The following is a 15,811-nucleotide window of genomic DNA, read 5'->3' as shown; positions in this document are numbered from 1 at the left end:
ACTGTATTCCCTGTCAGAACGGATACCTAAAGCCTTAACACACTGAAAATTGTCGGCGAATTTTTCGTAGAAGCAAAAATAGCCATGGCCACAGAATACCATTCACTAGGCTATTCCAGAATACTTGTGGGTGAAATAATACTTGTGAAGACAGAAACTCAGCCCAAAAAACAGCTAAATCCTGAATGACTGTCAGTAACATAATCACTAAAGCTTGCTGCCACAGAGCCATATTACGCAATAACTGGTGCTTATAAGCAACAAGATAGCAAATTATACTAAAAGAAAGGGCATGAACCCCCAGAGCAGAACCTTGAATGGAATCAACGATAATTCCCAAAATAAAACTTGTGCCTACGCTAACACGATGCGGCAATGCCATGACCCAATAAGTGAGGATCAATAATAACCATGTAGGGCGGTAAAAACTTAGTTGTTCAGGCCAAGGCATGACTTGCAAAATTAAGGCAATAAAAAAAGATAACCAAATGATGGCTCGCCCGTTACCACGATACTCATCCATTCTATTTTCCCCTCCTCACCATACTCAATTCCCCTCTCTATGGTTCTGATACTGGAGACATTGACGGCGGCAGTGGAGGCCCCTGAATTTCACTTGGATTAGGTAATACTTGAGGCAGTACTTTCATTAAGCGTTCATTAGCCGCACGATATACCTCTGACGGCTTTAACGGAGTTTTAGGGTCGTTATCATTTCCCCATAAAAGGAGCAGATAACGTAAACGTTGTAGTTCTGCACTCGGCTTGGCACTAATAATCGTATAAGCGCGTTGTGTATCGTGTTTAACCGCAGAAACAACGGCAACTGGGTAACCTTCAGGGAAACGCCCCCCTAACCCAGAAGTCACTAATACATCCCCTATGCGAATATCGGTATTTTCAGGTAATGGCTCTAATTGTATGTCATCCGTACAACCAGACCCAGCAGCAATAACACGCACATCATTTCGTAGTACTTGTACGGGCAATGCATGAGTTGTATCACAAATGAGTAAAACACGACTATTGAAGTTACTGACGCCGACAACTTGGCCTACAACACCTTTATCACTAATAACAGGCTGCCCTTCGTAAACCCCTTCGTTACTGCCTTTATCTATCACAACTTGGTCGCGATATGGTGTATTCGCCCCTGAGATAACTTGCGTTACCATCATGTGTTCATCTTGACGAAGTGGCGAACCTAGCAACTCTCTTAAACGTGCATTTTCTTGTTTAAGTTGCTCTAGTAAAAGATTATCCGCTTTTTTCAGCAACAATTCTTGACGTAATGCCCTGTTTTCAAACTGTAATTGTTCGCGAGAGGTGAAACTTTCAGAGATGTTATCCAAAAATTGACGTGGCCCATTTGCTAAAAAATAGAATGGGCTAACCGCCGTGTCTAAGTAGGTACGGATTTTATTGAAAGGCTCAAATCGATGGTCAATCACCACCAGCACAAGTGCAATGATTACCGCAAAAATAATGCGTAACTGTAGGGATGGACCTCGCCTAAAAATTGGCTTCATGTGTGGCTAAGTTTCGCTAATGTCAGAGGATCAAAAATAGTCAAAGCAGCTAGGGTTTACTAGCTGCTTATAGCTGGCCATTTAGTCTTCGCTAAACAGGTCACCACCGTGCATATCGATCATTTCTAATGCTTTCCCGCCACCACGAGCGACGCAAGTTAGCGGATCTTCTGCAACAATAACTGGGATACCAGTCTCTTCCATCAATAAGCGATCTAAATTACGAAGCAGCGCGCCACCACCAGTTAATACCATACCGCGCTCTGAGATATCAGATGCTAGTTCAGGTGGGCACTGTTCAAGCGCTAGCATTACCGCGCTGACAATCCCAGTCAGTGGCTCTTGTAATGCTTCTAAAATTTCATTTGAATTCATTTTGAAACCACGAGGTACGCCCTCTGCAAGGTTACGACCACGGACTTCAATTTCATAAACTTCATCCGTTGGGAATGCAGAGCCAATCCCGTGTTTAATACGTTCTGCGGTTGCCTCACCAATCAGTGAACCGTAATTACGGCGCACATAGTTAATGATGGACTCATCAAAACGGTCACCACCAATACGTACTGAAGATGAATAAACAACACCATTTAAAGAAATAACCGCCACTTCAGTGGTACCACCACCGATATCAACAACCATAGAACCCGTTGCTTCAGATACAGGTAAACCTGCGCCAATTGCTGCTGCCATTGGTTCTTCAATTAAGAATACTTCACGTGCCCCTGCACTCAGTGCGGATTCACGGATAGCTTTACGTTCAACTTGCGTTGCCCCAACTGGTACACAAACTAATACTCGTGGACTTGGACGTAAAAAACTGTTGCTATGAACTTGTTTGATGAAGTGTTGTAACATTTTTTCTGTCAGGAAGAAGTCGGCGATTACGCCATCTTTCATTGGTCTGATTGCAGAAATATTACCAGGTGTACGTCCCAGCATCTGCTTGGCTTCACCACCGACCGCCGCAACACTTTTTGGCGAACCGGAGCGGTCTTGACGAATAGCAACTACAGAGGGTTCATTTAATTTGACGCCTTGTCCTTTAACATAAATAAGGGTATTGGCCGTACCCAAGTCAATAGACAAGTCATTAGAAAACATGCCACGAAATTTTTTAAACATAATGAAAGAGTTATCCTGCAAGCTGGGGACGAATATAAACCCGTCTACTCTACCAACCACTTGAAGCTGCCTCAAGGCGTTAATGGGCGACTTCTAAAAATATGGTTAATTCATCTATTATCACGTACTGTACTGTACATGCTTCTCATCAAAACGAAGCAGATAAAAGCCCCAAAAATAGATATTTATTTTACTTTTTCCATCATTAGATGAAATTACGTAAAAAAACCTATTCTTTGGCTGTTATATACTCCATTGTTTGTATTCCCAGTGTGACAAGTAATTATAACTACAAGTTCAAATAATATTGATATCTTTTTATTATTGCTACTCACTGGTTATTTTCACTACAAATTAGATGAATTTCACGAGTGTTAGCTCTATTATCTACCAAAAATAAGGCAAATTTGTATCAGTACGCAAAATGAATTAGTCGCGATGCGTTATTTTGCATGATAAAAGCCTATGTATGCCAGAAAAAAATAAATTTTTACAAAATAATTACATTATTAATAGCTTAAGAACCGTTATTACGTCAATGAAATACCGTTAAATTTTCGGCATTTTTACATGACATATTTAATCATTTTACTAGGAGTGAACGATGAAAGCTCTCGTCCTAAATCAAGCAGATGAAAAAATTGTCGCAAATATTCAATCTCTGACAACAGAAATGCTGCCAGCCGGAGACATTATAGTCGATATTCACTGGTCAACGTTAAATTATAAAGATGCTTTGGCCATTTGTGGGAAAGCAGGCGTAGTACGCCAGTATCCGATGGTCCCTGGTATTGATTTTTCAGGGGTAGTCCACCACAGTGAAGACCCAAGGTTTCAAGTTGGTCAGCATGTGTTATTAACAGGGTGGGGAGTCGGTGAAACTCATTGGGGCGGGTTAGCCTCCCAAGCGAGAGTTCCTGCGAAGTATTTAACCCCATTACCTGAAAATTTATCCTTGAAGCAAGCCATGGTCATTGGTACGGCAGGCTTCACTGCCATGCTATGTGTTAATGCGTTAGAAGAAGCAGGCATCACTCCAGATAAAGGCGAAGTGATTGTTAGTGGGGCAAGTGGTGGCGTAGGGAGCACTGCCGTGCAATTACTCTCCCTTTTAGGCTATGACGTTGTCGCAATTTCAGGGCGCGAAGAGAATAACGCTTACTTGCAAAGCTTAGGGGCTAAAAGGGTATTACCTCGCAGCGATTTCACCCACGCGGCCAAACCGTTAGATAAACAACTGTGGGCTGGCGCCATTGATACTGTAGGCGGGGAATTGCTAGCCAACCTTCTTGCTCAAACCAATTACAACGGGGCAGTAGCAGCTTGTGGTTTAGCCGGTGGGTTTAACTTACCAACCAGTGTGATGCCTTTTATCTTACGTAATGTGCGTTTACAAGGCGTTGATTCTGTTTACTACCCAGCGGCAAACCGCCCTAAAGTGTGGGAACGGCTTTCTCAAATACTGCCAGCCTCATTCTATGAGCACGTCAGTTCAGAGATTAAACTGGAAGATTCTGCTGAATTTGCACAAAAACTCTTAAAAAATGAAGTAACAGGGCGTACCCTTGTCAATCTACGCACCTAATCACAAATTTGCTGCGGTATTCTCCAAAAATAAGGATTACCGCACAATTCACAAAATAAATTCGGGTAATTTCTCTGATAAGACCAGTATTTTGCTGCTAAATGCCACGAAATAATTATAATGGCTCCCCTTGTCAGCCAAAAAAACATTTATTTTTATGATAAATGATGACAAACCCTCAACATCGGGTTATGTTGTCGGGCTATTGATATATCGTCGGAGTTAGCAGCATAATGACAGAAGATATTCACATTTTGCTCCTGAATGGGCCAAACCTGAACCTGCTAGGAACGCGTGAGCCAGGTACCTATGGCAGCAAAACCCTATCAGACATTGTTTCCAAACTGACGCAGGAAGCCAATGAGTTAGGGGTAAAATTGAGCCATTTTCAGTCAAATGCAGAACATGAGTTAATCGATAAAATTCATGCTTCCCGCAATGATGTTGATTTTATTCTAATCAACCCGGCTGCATTCACACATACCAGTGTAGCTCTGCGTGATGCGTTACTGGCAGTTTGTCTTCCATTTATCGAGATCCATATCTCGAATGTGCATGCCAGAGAACCATTTCGCCAACATTCTTATTTATCCGACCAAGCTGTCGGTGTAATTTGTGGTCTAGGCGCGGATGGCTACAGTTTTGCTTTGCAGGCTGCAGTTAACCGTGTGCGTCTAATTAATTCAATCCAAATATAAGAGTACGGAATCATATCCATGGATATTCGTAAAATTAAAAAGCTGATCGAGCTGGTCGAAGAGTCTGGCATTTCTGAACTGGAAATTTCTGAAGGTGAAGAGTCAGTACGTATCAGCCGCATTTCTGCCGCTTCTCAGGCTATGGCAGCACCGCAACAATATTACTCAGCACCTGTCGCACAACAGCCTGCATTAGCAAATGCTGTTGCTCCATCAGAAGCAATGGCTGCACCAGCGGCTCCAGCTGCAGTTGCAGGTCACCAAGTCCGTTCACCAATGGTAGGGACTTTCTACCGTGCACCAAGCCCAGAAGCACAACCGTTTGTTGAAGTTGGCCAAACTGTCAGCGTTGGTGATCCTCTTTGCATCGTTGAAGCGATGAAAATGATGAACCAAATAGAAGCAGATAAAGCAGGCGTAGTTAAAGCTATTCTGCTGCAAAACGGTGATGCAGTAGAATTTGACGAGCCACTAGTTGTTATCGAATAACGAGGCGTCTCCATGCTGGAAAAAATTGTTATCGCTAACCGTGGGGAAATCGCACTACGTATTTTGCGTGCCTGTAAAGAACTTGGCATCAAAACTGTAGCGGTTCACTCAACGGCTGATAGCGATCTAAAACACGTGTTGCTGGCTGATGAAACCATTTGTATCGGTCCTGCAGCATCCGCGAAAAGTTACTTAAATATCCCTGCGATTATTTCAGCAGCGGAAATTTCAGGCGCGCAAGCGATCCATCCGGGATATGGTTTCTTGGCTGAAAACGCTGATTTCGCAGAACAAGTTGAAAACTCAGGCTTTATTTTTATCGGTCCAAAAGCTGAAACCATCCGCCTAATGGGCGACAAAGTTTCTGCTATTAACGCGATGAAAAAAGCAGGTGTTCCTTGCGTTCCGGGTTCAGATGGCCCGCTAGGCAATGATGCAGAAAAGAATAAATCCATCGCAAAACGTATTGGCTACCCTGTAATCATCAAAGCATCAGGTGGTGGTGGTGGTCGTGGTATGCGTGTGGTTCGTAACGAAAAAGATTTAGAATCATCGATTAACCTCACACGCGCAGAAGCCAAATCTGCATTCAATAATGACATGGTTTACATGGAAAAATTCCTTGAAAACCCACGTCATATTGAAATTCAAGTGATGGCGGATGGTCAGGGTCACGCTGTTTACTTAGCAGAGCGTGATTGTTCAATGCAACGCCGTCACCAAAAAGTGGTAGAAGAAGCTCCAGCACCAGGTATCACGCCTGAAATTCGCCGTAATATCGGTGAGCGCTGTGCAAATGCATGTATTGAAATTGGTTATCGCGGTGCGGGTACCTTCGAATTCTTATTCGAAAACGGTGAATTCTATTTCATCGAGATGAATACCCGTATTCAAGTTGAACATCCAGTTACTGAAATGATTACTGGTGTCGACTTAATTAAAGAACAGTTACGTGTCGCATCTGGTTTACCGCTATCTGTAAAACAAGAAGACATTATTGTTCACGGTCATGCTGTTGAGTGCCGTATTAACGCTGAAGACCCGAATACATTCATTCCAAGTCCAGGTAAAATCACCCGTTTCCACTCTCCTGGTGGTTTTGGTGTGCGTTGGGAGTCGCATATTTACGCAGGTTATACTGTACCTCCTTATTACGACTCAATGATTGGTAAATTAATTACTTACGGTGAAACTCGTGAAATTGCCATTTCTCGTATGAAAAATGCATTAAACGAGCTGATCGTCGATGGTATTAAAACCAATATTGAATTGCACCAGATGATTATGAATGATGAAAACTTCCAAAAAGGTGGGACTAATATCCACTATCTGGAGAAAAAACTGGGTATTTCTGAATAATTTTTTGAAATAGCCCTTTTTATTTATCGTCAAAAAATACCGCGAAGCTCAGCTGCGCGGTATTTTTTATTGAATTTAATTAATATGGCGAATTGGGATTGTATTTTCGATAGGTGCAGCACGCTGGAATAAGTGTAAATTATCCATCACCGAGGCTGGAGGGCGACGAAAACGTAGCTCATTCGCCATATATTGCATATAGGGGTCAATGTGGCTAAAAATTGCCTTATAACCCTCACATAAATGATTATGCCATTTATTCTCAACTTTTTCTGTCCTATGCTTTGGGCATCCCCCATGACAAGCAAACTTAAATTCACATTTTTGGCACAATGAAGAAAGGTTGAGTTTTTGTTGGCCAAAACGTTGCTGCTGCTTACTATAAACTAGCTTATTGAGAGGCTTACTTAATAAATTACCCAGTTTAAATTCAGGATAGACAAAATGGTCGCAACTATAAATATCCCCATTTTGCTCAGCCACTAAACCGTATCCACACGCCGGCTGCATAACACAAAAACTAGGCATATCACCAGACCAAGCCGCAAGCGAGTTATCAAACAACTGGACAAAGACCTTCCCAACATCTTTTCTTACCCAAATATCAAAGACTTTATTAATAAAATCGCCGTATTGCTTCCCTGTTATTGACCATGAGGTTAGCGTTTTCTCTCCCGCTTCTTGTGGGTAGCTCAAATGTTGAAATTTACTATTGTTCATTTCATATTCGACAACAGGAATAAACTGCAGGTAATTAGCTTGAAGTTCTTCGGTAATAAAACGGTAGATTTCTTCTGGATATTTTGCCGTCTCATTATTAATCACCGTCAAAATATTAAAATCAATTTGATACTCTTTGAGTAGGCGAATTGCATTGATAACTTTATCAAAAACCGAATTACCTGAATTGGATTTTCGATAAATATCATGTAGCCATTGTGGGCCATCAAGGGAAATTCCGACTAAGAAATGATGTTCTTTTAAAAACTTAGCCCACTCAGCGGTTAACAATACCCCATTTGTTTGTATGCTATTGTAGATTTGCTTTCCTTTTCCATACCGCTTTTGGTATTGGATCACTCGTTGGAAAAAATCCATCCCCGCCATTAACGGTTCACCCCCTTGCCAAGTAAAATCAATTTCATGGCTTGGTGATAATTCAATGTACTGACGAATATATTCACGTAATGTATTGTCGTCCATACATTTTAATTTTTTACTATTAAAATCAGTTTGGTGTTGTTTTTCTAGATAAAAGCAGTAATCACACTTTAAATTGCACTGATAACTTGTTGGCTTAGCCATTATGTGAAACGCTTTTTTCATAGTAACCTCTTAAGTTTTGGCAACGGACATCTTAGCTGCCATTCACTTTATACTCGTAATAGTTGCTTAAATAACTACCTTCCATATATAAAATGGCTTCATTATCTTTGTTGTAGTCAATACGGCAACGAGAAAATATGGGGGTTTTCTCATCGATATCTAATAATTCCATTTCTTGTTTTGTTGGAACAAGTGCTGATAATTTTTCAGTATAATGGTTTGAATTTAGCCCTTTGGATTCTAAAAAAAGATAAATAGACTCTTCTAAATCCTCTGCTGTAATGCTTTCAATACAAGGTGGAAAATAAAAACAATTGTATTGAATCGGTTTATTTCCTTTTGTAATAACCCTTTCCACTTTGGTCAGAACTGAGCCTTCCGGCAATTTCATAATTTCACTGATATCTTTATTTGCCGTAACTTTGTTTATCGAAATAATATTACGTTTTACTCTTTGTGTTGCAGCCCCCAATACTTGGGTATGGATTGTTGCATAGGCTTTTTTAGAATTTCGAATAACGAGAGTGCCAACCCCTCGAGATCGTTTTACATACCCTTCTTTTTCTAATTCCGAAAGTGCCCTTCTTGCCGTGATCCTGCTGATCCCAAACATTTCTTGAAATTCAGCTTCTGTCGGAAAAGTGTCGTTTTTCCTATATTCACCTTTATTTAGCTTATCTACTAAAATATCATACACTTGCGCGTATAACGGTTTTGAATGCGTACTATAATCTAGTTGTTTTTTCATATATTAATCACAATTACCCGATGTTAGCCCACCGGGTAATGCTCTTATTTATTTTAATCGCATTTCCAGAGCTACCCGGTATAAAAGCTCATTATGGTTTTCTACTGGAAAATTATCAATAATGAAATCAACTAGCTGTTTTTGTGTTAACCCACCTTCTAATTGTTTGATAAACCTGTCCTTTATCGTCTTTAAATGACGGGTTTCGATATATTGTAATAATGACATCGCACCATATTTAACTTCCTGTGTGAGCGGATATTGGTCAAATGCAGTTTTCGCTGCTCCAGCCTGCTTATGCTCTTGTTCAATTTGCTCAAGGGAAACTGGTTGCTCTTTCGATAAACCATAACGAGCATACAACTCTTCAGGAGCATCATTTTGTAACATCATTAAACGAATATTTTCGAGTAAACGCTGTTCTATTACCACATTGAGGATTGGTGACGTTTGTGCCGGGTCTTGCTTAACATGGTATAAACGATGTCCAAAACGGTCTGAGTCTGTTGTCATCACACTCGTTGCAGGGATTTTTAATACTGAGCAACCTTGTGTGAAATCAAACCCCTCATATAACTCTGTTCCTTGTAACTCTTTAGGCGTAAACCGCCGGTTTATACGTGTTGGCATCAAAGTATAATCATGAAGCCCCTCGGTTCCTTGAACAACAGGAGAGCGCATATAAACATACTCACCATCTGTGATATTAATCTGACAGCCATGGTAGCCAAACAGCGCATATTCGCGAATAGGTTCATCTTTAGCAAGCCCAGCTAATATGCTTTTTCCTTGCATATTTTTAGGGATTGGTGCATTAAAATAATCAAGTAACGTAGCCGGTATATCAATAGTTTGAGCCAACATCTGCCTTGATACCCCATTGGTATCCAAATCAGGGTGGCAAATAAAAAATGGTGTATTCGCGATTTCGTTATAAAGTGGCATGATATTTTTCCCCCACCAATCATGTTCACCTAATAAGAAACCGTGATCCGTATTTACAATTAATAGCGTATCTTCCCATAAATTGTATTTATCAAATATATCAAGAACCTGACCAACATATGCATCGACCATCGTTACTAGTGCTTGATAAAAACCACGGATCACTTTTTGCCTAGACTCATCCTCAGTGACAAAATAATACGGCGGCCAGCCATCAAAATGAGCATTGGATAAACCATAAAGTTGTAGGTATTTTTCAGGTACATAAAACGGTTCATGAGGATCAAAACACTCGAGCTGTAAAAACCAATTATCATCCGAGTGATTAGTTTCAATAAATTCAATACCGTGACTAATTGTTTGTACCAGTGGATGATCTTTTTCATCCTGCATATATTGCTGATTAATCAGGTGCTGGGTACGACTGGCTATTTTACGCTGTTTATTTTCATCAGGTTCACCTGATTCATAATGAACAACTGGCTTATTCACAACACCTTTCCAGTTATCCCCCTCTTGCCCCCGAATAAATTCATATGTTGAGAAACGCGAGTGGTAGGTTGCACCACCATCTCGCCAGTAATGTTTGTGATCCGTAACTAAATGAGTATGAATACCTTGTTTTTTCAGTATTTCAGGCATCGACTCATCAAATGGCTCAATCGGGCCCCAGCTACGATGAAGAAAATTATATCTCCCGGTATGCAATTCTCTCCTTGCAGGCATACAAGGCATACTGCCAACATAAAAATTATCAAACTTCAGTGCGCGTTTACGTAATCGCTCAAAATTAGGAGTAATGGTTGTTTGGCAGCCATAAGCCGACAACATATGTTTATTCAATGAATCAAACATTAACATTACAGCTTTCATTGTTATTTCCTTTTTACTGGTACTTTCTGATACGTCCAACAACATAAGTCAATACGAAAGCAATACTCGCACCGACTAACCAACTAAAAATGTATTGGAGATATTTACCATCCGCTATCAGTGGTAGTGCGGATAGCCCTGCGGCTCCGACCCCATTGGCTGTTACATCCAATAAGACGATCATCATTCCCCCAAAACCAGCACCTATCGATCCTGTGATAAATGCAAAGCCTGCTGGGATGTTTACCCCAAAGATAGTCGGTTCACCTACGGCTAAAATACTGGTCGGGATAGCCCCTTTAGCGACACGTTTCATTACCGGATCTTTTGTCATTATCAAGACGGCAATTGCAGCGCCGACCATACCGGAATTACTCATGATTTGAATCGCAAATAACTGCGAACTTCCTGTTGCTTGAATTAATTCTAAATGGATAGGAATTAACCCTTGGTGTAAACCAAGAGAAATTAAAAATGGGAATAAAGAAGATAAGATAAAACCAGCCGCTAAGCCACCATGCTGTAAAATTCCGGACAATGAGCCTAAAATACCATTAGATACAACGCCAGCTACTGGCATAATACCAAATAGCAAAAGCGCAGTCATAATGATGATTGTCAACGTTGGGGTTGCAATAACATCTATCATACTCGGGATATAGCGGCGTAATCGCTTTTCTAACCAACAGCTAATCCAAACCGCAAAAATAACCCCAATTAACCCACCTTGTCCCGGAGTTAGTCCCAAAATAGCAACTTGAGGCGCAATCGTAATTGCCCCTAAAATCCCCCCTAAGATTTCAGTTCCCTTAAACTCTTTAGCAGCAAAAATACCGGTGAATACAGCTAGTAAGCTAAACAAGCCACTCGCAATAATCCCCATAATAGTACTTATTTCTAACAACCCTTGTTGTTGCAAAACCACTTGGGCTGCTGACATATTAGCGGTTGCTTGAATTCCCTGAGCTAGCGCCTCGGCATGTGCCGAGTTAACAATAATGTTATTGATCCCCATTAAAGTACCAGCAGCAATTAAGCCGGGTAATAATGGAACAAAAATATTCGCTATACTTCTTAGCACGGCTTTAACTGGCGTTTTTTTCTTTGCTTTATTTCTAGCGATTTCAGCTTTAGCTAATACATCGCTTTCAGGTTTATCATCCTGCAATACAGTGCTTTCAGAGTCCCCGTTAGATAGTAGTTGATTAATTGCGTCAGCAATATTGTTACATTTTCCCGGTCCGACAATCACTTGCAATGTTTCATCACTCACCACTCCTAGCACGCCAGGTAGTGCTTTCAAACCTGCAATATCCGCCTTTTCTTCATTTTTTAATGTCATTCTCACTCGAGTCATACAATTTGTGACGTGAATGAAATTTTCAGAACCGCCTGATAATTCTATAATTTTTTTTGATATTTTATCGAGATCCATAGATCCTCTCTTACGGTATAGTAAGGCAAAATGCTTTGTCATATTGTTATAACATTTAGATTAATATATCATCAGAAAAAGAAAGCCCACACTTACATTAATGTTTTGTGATTTTCTTCTCACTTTTTCTAAAAAAGATAGGAATTCCAATGACGATAAAAAAAGAAAACTGGAAAATACTTGGGAAAGCGCCGGATTACCGATTCACATTAGCTAACGAAAGAACATTTTTAGCCTGGATTAGAACAGCGTTGGCTTTTTTAGCTGGTGCAATTGCCATCGAACAACTATTTCAATCTATCGAATTTCCATGGATAAAAATGGCACTGGCATTAGTGCTCGCTGTGGCGGGTGGGCTGACTGCGGCGATGGCATTGTATCGCTGGAAACAAAACGAATTAGCAATGCGGCAAGATAAACCCCTTCAATACACTTCTTTTTTATTGTTAATTACATTGTTTATCATGACCGCAGCCTCTTTCGCACTCTTATATATTTTACTATAGGCAGTGCAATGCGAGACCCCGGACTACAACCAGAAAGAACACAGCAAGCTTGGAGCCGAACGCTACTCGTTTTAGCACTAAATATATTGCTATTTCTGCGTTCTGGGTTACTCAATCATTCATACCTAATGCTAACCGCAGCTGCGGCTGGCGCATTATTATTTTTGATCATTACATTCAAAAGACATAATGCATCTACCTCCCCTAAAATAGGATTAAAAATAAACAATTCTATATTCTTATTTTTTGCGTCATACACCCTTATTTTTATGTCTTTTATGCTGGTTATTAAGATTTTATCTACTTAATTTGACTTTATCTCTCAATATTTAACTAAGTTCATCTTAAATAAATCACTGCCTTTAATCGCTTTTCTCTGAATTTTTCACACTCCACTCCCAGATTATCGTACAATCCCCGATTATTTTTGTGAGAATGAGGAGGAATAACGGATGGACAAACGTTTTCTTCAATCAAATAAAGAGGCCCGTTGGTCACTCTATTTAACGATAGCCTATATGATAGGCTGGGTTATTTGTGCATACCTTCCTAGCAATACGATGGGAGTTACTGGGTTACCATTATGGTTTGAATGGTCATGCCTAATTTTGCCCGTCATCTTTATTCTACTGTGTATTATGATGGTTAAGCTCATATTCAAAGATATCTCTCTGGAGGAGAATGATGCAGATTGAAGTTCTCCTACCATTAATCGGTTACCTTGCCCTCGTCTTTCTGTTATCAATTTATGCCTATAAAAAGCGGAAAACAGGCGAATTTCTGAATGAGTATTTCTTAGGTAATCGTTCCATGGGCGGTTTCGTCCTTGCAATGACAATTACCGCAACCTATATCAGTGCGAGTTCATTTATTGGAGGCCCTGGAGCCGCCTATAAATATGGTCTAGGTTGGGTACTTTTAGCGATGATCCAGCTACCGGCAATCTGGCTTTCCCTTGGCGTACTGGGTAAGAAATTTGCTATTTTAGCGCGCCGCTATAATGCAGTGACCCTTAACGATATGCTCTACGCTCGCTATCAAAGCCGCTTCTTAGTTTGGTTTGCAAGTGTTAGCCTACTCATTGCTTTTTTTGGCGCCATGACAGTGCAATTTATTGGCGGCGCAAGGCTATTAGAAACAGCAGCTGGTATCCCATATACCTATGGTTTGATAATTTTTGGGGTATCTATCGCCCTCTATACAGCTATTGGTGGCTTCAGAGCCAGCGTATTGAATGATGCATTGCAAGGGCTAGTCATGCTTATCGGGACAGTGATCCTACTTGTTGCCATCATTTACCATGCTGGTGGGCTCCCTACAGCCATCGAAAAAATACATGCCATTGACCCTAAATTAGTGTCGCCCGAAGGGGCTGACGATATTCTGAGTGGGCCTTTCTTAGCTTCTTTTTGGGTTCTAGTCTGTTTTGGCGTGATTGGTTTACCCCACACCGCGGTGCGTTGTATTTCATACAAGGACAGCAAAGCTGTTCACCGAGGAATTATTTTAGGCACTATCGTGATGGCAATATTGATGTTTGGTATGCACTTTGCGGGTGCATTAGGGCGCGCAATTTTGCCTGATCTGACCATCCCTGACCAAGTGATACCAACATTGATGGTACAAGTCCTTCCTCCATTTGCCGCTGGGATTTTCTTAGCAGCACCGATGGCAGCAATTATGTCGACTATTAATGCTCAGCTCTTGCAGTCCTCAGCCACTATCGTAAAAGATATTTACCTCAATGCAGTGCCCACGCAAATTAAAAATGAGAAAAAACTGGCTCGGATCTCTAGCTGTTCTAGTTTGATCTTAGGGGCTTTGCTTTTGATCGCTGCGTGGAACCCACCTCAAATGATTATTTGGCTGAATTTATTAGCGTTTGGTGGTCTTGAAGCGGTTTTCTTGTGGCCATTAGTTCTTGGGCTATATTGGGAAAAAGCCAATGGTACAGGGGCAATTTGCGGTATGGTTGTCGGTGGCGTATGTTATGCCATTTTTGCTTCCTTTAAGATAGAACTTATGGGCTTTCACGCTATCGTTCCATCGCTAATTTTCAGCCTCATAGCCTTCTTGATAGGTAACTTTTTTGGCAAAAATCCAGTACAATTGCCCACAATTAAGACATCAACAAATTAGATTTTAACATAAGAGATAAATATGCCTTGGATACAGATCCGCATCAACTCAACAGGTCCACAAGCAGAAGCTCTTGGCGATGAACTCATCGAAACTGGGGCGGTATCCGTCACTTTTCAAGATAGCCATGATACCCCTGTTTTTGAGCCCCTACCTGGAGAAACTCGTCTTTGGGGTGATACTGACGTCATTGGTTTATATGATGCAGAAACCGACATGAAATGGGTGGTTTCTCAATTGGAAAATAGCCCTCTTCTTGGAACTGGGTTCATTCATAAAATCGAACAATTAGAAGATAAAGACTGGGAAAGAGAATGGATGGATAACTTCCACCCAATGCGCTTTGGTGAGCGTTTATGGATCTGCCCAAGTTGGCGCGATGTTCCGGACCCAACTGCCGTTAATGTCATGTTAGACCCAGGCTTAGCCTTCGGAACAGGGACCCACCCAACAACATCACTGTGTCTTCAATGGTTAGATAGCCTTGATCTCGAAGGGAAAACGGTAATCGACTTCGGATGCGGTTCGGGCATTTTGGCGATCGCAGCATTGAAACTAGGTGCCGCTCATGCCATTGGTATCGATATCGACCCTCAAGCTATTACTGCAAGTCGCGATAATGCGCAACGTAACGGCGTCTCCGAGCGTTTATCTCTCTACTTATCTAAAGACCAACCGGAAGCGCTACAAGCTGATGTCGTAGTTGCTAACATCCTTGCTGGCCCTCTACGTGAATTAGCCCCAATGATAAGCGTATTGCCTCGTGCAGGTGGTTTACTGGGTCTTTCTGGGGTATTAGCCACTCAAGCAGAAGGGGTTGCTGATGCTTATCGACCCATGTTTGAAATTGACCCTGTGGCTGAAAAAGATGAGTGGTGCCGTATTACCGGTGTCAAGCACTTTTGATGGCTTTTTTTATCAAAATTAGGGAATAATTCCTTTGAAAATAACGCCAGAATAGATTATCTTATAGCTCAAATATTGCTCAATAGCTGGTGATAATCTGTTCTGCATGAGATTTGAACAACGCAACAGTTATTTTAATAAATCGTTA

General features: G+C 41.1%; 16 protein-coding genes. 9 read left to right on the top strand and 7 right to left on the bottom strand.

Annotated features, from left to right (window positions below; all coding sequences use genetic code 11):
- Positions 1-34: 34 nt before the first annotated feature.
- From mreD to M1F14_RS06960, 3 genes are all read right to left on the bottom strand, one after another.
- Positions 35-523 (bottom strand): rod shape-determining protein MreD, encoded by a 489-nt coding sequence (mreD, locus tag M1F14_RS06970; protein WP_042846252.1) that lies wholly within the window; start codon positions 521-523, stop codon positions 35-37.
- Between the two features lie 37 nt (positions 524-560).
- On the bottom strand, positions 561-1,529 hold the full coding sequence (gene mreC / locus M1F14_RS06965) for a rod shape-determining protein MreC (RefSeq protein ID WP_042846254.1): 969 nt from the start codon (positions 1,527-1,529) through the stop codon (positions 561-563).
- A gap of 81 nt (positions 1,530-1,610) precedes the next feature.
- Entirely contained in the window at positions 1,611-2,654 is a 1,044-nt protein-coding gene (locus M1F14_RS06960; RefSeq protein ID WP_004908213.1) for a rod shape-determining protein, read from the bottom strand.
- A gap of 604 nt (positions 2,655-3,258) precedes the next feature.
- Between M1F14_RS06960 and M1F14_RS06955 the strand changes: the two genes are divergently transcribed.
- From M1F14_RS06955 to accC, 4 genes are all read left to right on the top strand, one after another.
- Positions 3,259-4,239 (top strand): oxidoreductase, encoded by a 981-nt coding sequence (locus M1F14_RS06955; protein WP_042846256.1) that lies wholly within the window; start codon positions 3,259-3,261, stop codon positions 4,237-4,239.
- A gap of 233 nt (positions 4,240-4,472) precedes the next feature.
- A complete protein-coding gene (gene aroQ / locus M1F14_RS06950; protein ID WP_042846258.1) occupies positions 4,473-4,937 on the top strand; it encodes a type II 3-dehydroquinate dehydratase in 465 nt (154 codons plus the stop codon).
- 18 nt (positions 4,938-4,955) lie between these two features.
- Positions 4,956-5,426 (top strand): acetyl-CoA carboxylase biotin carboxyl carrier protein, encoded by a 471-nt coding sequence (gene accB / locus M1F14_RS06945; protein ID WP_042846260.1) that lies wholly within the window; start codon positions 4,956-4,958, stop codon positions 5,424-5,426.
- 12 nt (positions 5,427-5,438) lie between these two features.
- A complete protein-coding gene (accC, locus tag M1F14_RS06940; RefSeq protein ID WP_042846261.1) occupies positions 5,439-6,785 on the top strand; it encodes an acetyl-CoA carboxylase biotin carboxylase subunit in 1,347 nt (448 codons plus the stop codon).
- Between the two features lie 75 nt (positions 6,786-6,860).
- Here the strand turns inward: accC and M1F14_RS06935 are convergent, their stop codons facing one another.
- From M1F14_RS06935 to M1F14_RS06920, 4 genes are read right to left on the bottom strand one after another with little or no spacing between them, the layout of a single operon-like run.
- A complete protein-coding gene (locus tag M1F14_RS06935) occupies positions 6,861-8,111 on the bottom strand; it encodes an anaerobic sulfatase maturase (RefSeq protein WP_181468758.1) in 1,251 nt (416 codons plus the stop codon).
- A gap of 31 nt (positions 8,112-8,142) precedes the next feature.
- Positions 8,143-8,859 carry a GntR family transcriptional regulator gene (locus tag M1F14_RS06930; protein ID WP_181468759.1) on the bottom strand — a complete coding sequence of 239 codons (717 nt, stop codon included), beginning with the start codon at positions 8,857-8,859 and terminating at the stop codon, positions 8,143-8,145.
- A gap of 48 nt (positions 8,860-8,907) precedes the next feature.
- Positions 8,908-10,677, bottom strand: a complete 1,770-nt coding sequence (locus M1F14_RS06925; protein ID WP_181468760.1) for a sulfatase — start codon at positions 10,675-10,677, stop codon at positions 8,908-8,910.
- 13 nt (positions 10,678-10,690) lie between these two features.
- Positions 10,691-12,112 (bottom strand): PTS transporter subunit EIIC, encoded by a 1,422-nt coding sequence (locus M1F14_RS06920; RefSeq protein WP_042846264.1) that lies wholly within the window; start codon positions 12,110-12,112, stop codon positions 10,691-10,693.
- Between the two features lie 149 nt (positions 12,113-12,261).
- On the opposite strand from M1F14_RS06920, the gene M1F14_RS06915 reads away from it, so the two are divergent.
- From M1F14_RS06915 to prmA, 5 genes are all read left to right on the top strand, one after another.
- Positions 12,262-12,618 (top strand): YidH family protein, encoded by a 357-nt coding sequence (locus M1F14_RS06915; protein ID WP_042846266.1) that lies wholly within the window; start codon positions 12,262-12,264, stop codon positions 12,616-12,618.
- A gap of 8 nt (positions 12,619-12,626) precedes the next feature.
- Positions 12,627-12,926, top strand: a complete 300-nt coding sequence (locus M1F14_RS06910) for a DUF202 domain-containing protein (protein WP_042846268.1) — start codon at positions 12,627-12,629, stop codon at positions 12,924-12,926.
- Positions 12,927-13,070: 144 nt separating this feature from the next.
- Positions 13,071-13,313, top strand: a complete 243-nt coding sequence (locus M1F14_RS06905; RefSeq protein ID WP_042846269.1) for a YhdT family protein — start codon at positions 13,071-13,073, stop codon at positions 13,311-13,313.
- The gene (gene panF, locus M1F14_RS06900; RefSeq protein ID WP_181469351.1) at positions 13,303-14,757 is read left to right on the top strand and encodes a sodium/pantothenate symporter; all 1,455 of its coding nucleotides are present in this window, start codon (positions 13,303-13,305) and stop codon (positions 14,755-14,757) included. Before M1F14_RS06905 ends, panF begins: the two co-directional genes overlap by 11 nt.
- Positions 14,758-14,778: 21 nt before the next feature.
- A complete protein-coding gene (gene prmA, locus M1F14_RS06895) occupies positions 14,779-15,663 on the top strand; it encodes a 50S ribosomal protein L11 methyltransferase (RefSeq protein ID WP_042846272.1) in 885 nt (294 codons plus the stop codon).
- Positions 15,664-15,811: the final 148 nt, after the last annotated feature.

Origin of the sequence: Providencia sp. PROV003 (assembly GCF_045040775.1) — a bacterium.
Taxonomy (GTDB): domain Bacteria; phylum Pseudomonadota; class Gammaproteobacteria; order Enterobacterales; family Enterobacteriaceae; genus Providencia; species Providencia huashanensis.
Note: the sequence above shows the minus strand (reverse complement) of the source record. Positions and strands in the feature narration are given on the sequence as shown.